A 3,526-nucleotide genomic window follows, 5' to 3' on the forward strand; every position below is an offset into this window, starting at 1 on the left:
GGCGGACGCCCCGGCGGCTTCGGCGGTCCCCGTCCGGGGGGCGGCGGCCGCGGCCGCGGCGGCACGCAGGGCGCCTTCGGCCGTCCCGGCGGGCGTCCGGCCCGGGGCCGCAAGTCCAAGCGGCAGCGGCGCCAGGAGTTCGTCGACAGCATGCAGGCGCCGGCGATCGGCGGCGTGCAGGCCCCGCGGGGCGGCGGCAAGACGATCCGCCTGCCGCAGGGCGCGTCGCTGACCGACTTCGCCGAGAAGATCGGCGCCAACCCGGCCTCGCTGGTGCAGATCATGCTGCACCTCGGCAAGATGGTCACCGCGACCCAGTCGGTCAACGAGGACGACCTCAAGCTGCTGGGCATCGAGCTGGACTTCGACGTCCAGATCGTCAGCCCGGAGGACGAGGACCGCGAGCTGCTGGAGTCGTTCGACATCGAGTTCGGCGAGGACGAGGGCGGCGAGGACAACCTGCGGCCGCGTCCGCCGGTCGTGACCGTCATGGGTCACGTCGACCACGGTAAGACCAAGCTGCTGGACGCCATCCGGCACGCCAACGTCCAGGCGGGCGAGGCCGGCGGCATCACCCAGCACATCGGCGCCTACCAGGTCGAGACCGAGGTCGACGGCGAGCTGCGCAAGATCACCTTCATCGACACCCCGGGCCACGAGGCGTTCACCGCCATGCGCGCCCGCGGTGCCGACACCACCGACCTGGTGGTGCTGGTGGTCGCCGCCGACGACGGCGTCAAGCCGCAGACCACCGAGGCGATCGACCACGCCACCGCGGCGGGGGTGCCGATCGTGGTCGCGGTCAACAAGGTCGACGTCGACGGCGCCGACCCGCAGCGGGTGCGCGCCCAGCTGACCGAGTACGGCCTGGTCGCCGAGGAGTACGGCGGGCAGACCCTGTTCGTCGACGTGTCGGCCAAGCAGCGCACCAACATCGACGGGCTGCTCGAGGCGATCATCCTGACCGCCGACGCCGAGCTCGACCTGAAGGCCAACCCGGACATGCCCGCCCAGGGGTCGGCCATCGAGGCCCACCTCGACCGCGGCCGGGGCGCCGTGGCGACCGTGCTGGTGCAGCGCGGCACCCTGCGGGTCGGCGACTCGATCGTCTGCGGCGTGGCGCACGGCCGCGTGCGGGCGATGCTCGACGAGAACGGCAACAACGTCGAGGAGGCGCCGCCGTCGCGTCCGGTGCAGGTGCTCGGCCTGACCGCCGTGCCCAGCGCGGGCGACAGCTTCCTGGTCGTCGACGACGACCGGGTCGCCCGGCAGATCGCCGACAAGCGGGAGGCGCGCAAGCGCAACGCCGAGCTGATGCGCACCCGCCGCAGCATGTCCCTGGAGGACTTCATCAAGCAGGGCGAGCGGCAGGAGCTGCTGCTCATCCTCAAGGGCGACGTGTCCGGCTCGGTGGAGGCCCTGGAGGACTCGCTGCTGAAGATCGACGTCGGCGAGGAGGTCACCCTGCGGGTGATCCGCCGCGGCGTCGGCGCGATCACGCAGGACGACGTCAACCTGTCGCTGGCCTCCGACGGCGCGGTGATCATCGGCTTCAACGTGCGGGCCGAGCGCAACGCGCAGGAGATCGCCGACCGCGAGGGCGTGGACATCCGCTACTACTCGGTCATCTACCAGGCGATCGAGGAGGTCGAGGCGGCCCTCAAGGGCATGCTGAAGCCGGAGTTCGAGGAGGTCCAGCTCGGTACCGCGGAGATCCGCGAGATCTTCAAGGTGCCGCGGATCGGCAACGTGGCCGGTTCGATGGTCACCTCGGGCGTCATCCAGCGCAACGCCAAGGCGCGGCTGGTCCGCGACGGCGTCGTGGTGGCCGACAACCTCAGCGTGGCGTCGCTGCGCCGGTTCAAGGACGATGCGACCGAGGTCCGCGAGGGCTTCGAGTGCGGTATCGGCCTCGGCTACAACGACATCAAGCTCGGTGACGTCATCGAGTGCTTCGAGATGCGCGAGAAGCCGCGCGACTGACACTCGCGGCCGAACCGCAAGGGCCGCCATCGCGCGAGCGAGAAGGGACCGCGGGCCGTGGCGACACGGCCCGCGGCCCTGTTCCCGTGAACGGCCCTGTTCCCGAAAACCGCGTGACACGGCGCCGGGTGGATCTTCTACCCTGGCGTCATGACGGCCGCCGGGCCCCCGACCGGCAGCCGGTCCGCGTCACCGCCGACCGGTCCGGCGCACCCGGGGAGGGCACCGTCGCCCCGACCCGCTCCGCACCGCGTTCCCGCGGTGCGGCCTCCACACCCCGCCCGCACGCGGGGGCATATCGACTACCCGAGGTGACCGACCAGGTGTACGTGGGTGCGCTGACGCTGGATCTGCTGCTGGGCGACGTGCGTTCGCTCAAACAGAAGCGGTCGGTCGTGCGTCCGATCATCGCCGAGGTGAACCGGCGGTTCCCCGCCGTCGCCGTCGCCGAGACCGGTGCGCTCGACCTGCACCGGCGGGCCGAGATCGCGGTGGCGGTGGTGTCGGCCACGGCGGGCAACTGCACGCAGGTGCTGGACTCCTGCGAACGGCTCGTCGCGGGCCGTCCGGAGATCGAGCTGCTGTCGGCCAGGCGGCGGCTGTTCAACGACGAAGACTGAGCGGGGGAGCGCGGGGGCGCGGTTCCGATCCCCGCGGGCCGGGCGCGAGGACCCCGCATCGCCCCGGCCCTGCCAGGACCATAGAAAAGGAGTGCGACCATGGCGGACCCGGCCCGGGCGCGCAAGCTCGCCGACCGCATCCAGCAGATCGTCGCCGAGATGCTGGAGCGGCGGATCAAGGACCCTCGGCTCGGCTTCGTGACCGTGACCGACACCCGGGTCACCGGCGACCTGCGCGACGCCACGGTCTACTACACCGTCTACGGCTCGGAGGGCGAGCGCAAGGAGACCGCCGCGGCGCTGGAGAGCGCCAAGGGCGTGATCCGGTCGGAGGTCGGCCGCAAGACCGGCGTCCGGCACACGCCGAGCATCACCTTCGTCCCGGACGCCGTGATCGAGAACGCCGCGCACATCGACGACCTGCTGGCCAAGGCCCGCGCCAAGGACGCCGAGGTGGCCCGGGCCGCCCGGTCGGCCACTCCGGCGGGGGATGCCAACCCCTACCGCACAAGTGAGGCCGATGAGGAGCCCGACGGGACAGACGGCGGGGACGGCGCGGCGGGACACTCGTCAGATGACTGAACCGGAGGGACGCGCGAGGCGCTCGGCCCTGCTCGGTGCGACCCCGTCGCACCTCCGCCGGGGCCCGCAGAGCCGGCCCGGGGCGGCGGCCTCGCAGGACTACCAGCCCGCGATGCCGTCCGCCCCCGCACTGCCCGCCATGCCGTGGGAGGGGTGGATGGCCGCCGCGCGCGGCGGCGGTGTACCGGAGGCCGCCGAGACCTGGCCCGAGATGGAGGCGCTCGGCCCGTGGGAGGCGCCGTACGCCGAGATGGTCCGGTGCGGCGCCGGGCGCCGGTGCGGCTCCGGGGCGGAGCGCCGCGCCGCCAAGTCGGAGGCCAAGCGGTCTTAGGAAGACAACA

General features: G+C 72.6%; 3 protein-coding genes. All 3 read left to right on the top strand.

From position 1 onward, the window contains the following. On the top strand, positions 1-1,983 hold a 1,983-nt coding region (gene infB / locus ABD879_RS32320; protein WP_345025585.1), incomplete at its 5' end, for a translation initiation factor IF-2. Between the two features lie 311 nt (positions 1,984-2,294). Next, on the top strand, positions 2,295-2,603 hold the full coding sequence (locus tag ABD879_RS32325; RefSeq protein ID WP_345025587.1) for a DUF503 domain-containing protein: 309 nt from the start codon (positions 2,295-2,297) through the stop codon (positions 2,601-2,603). 99 nt (positions 2,604-2,702) lie between these two features. Next, complete coding sequence (rbfA, locus tag ABD879_RS32330; RefSeq protein ID WP_285493132.1) at positions 2,703-3,185, top strand: 30S ribosome-binding factor RbfA; 483 nt, start codon at positions 2,703-2,705, stop codon at positions 3,183-3,185. The last annotated feature ends 341 nt before the right edge of the window (positions 3,186-3,526 follow it).

It is taken from the genome of Actinomadura keratinilytica, from assembly GCF_039539665.1.
GTDB lineage: Bacteria > Actinomycetota > Actinomycetes > Streptosporangiales > Streptosporangiaceae > Spirillospora > Spirillospora keratinilytica.

Coding starts and splice junctions, on each gene's coding strand:
- rbfA (WP_285493132.1), top strand. CDS start 2,703: ATGGCGGACCCGGCCCGGGCGCGCAAGCTCGCCGACCGCATCCAGCAG.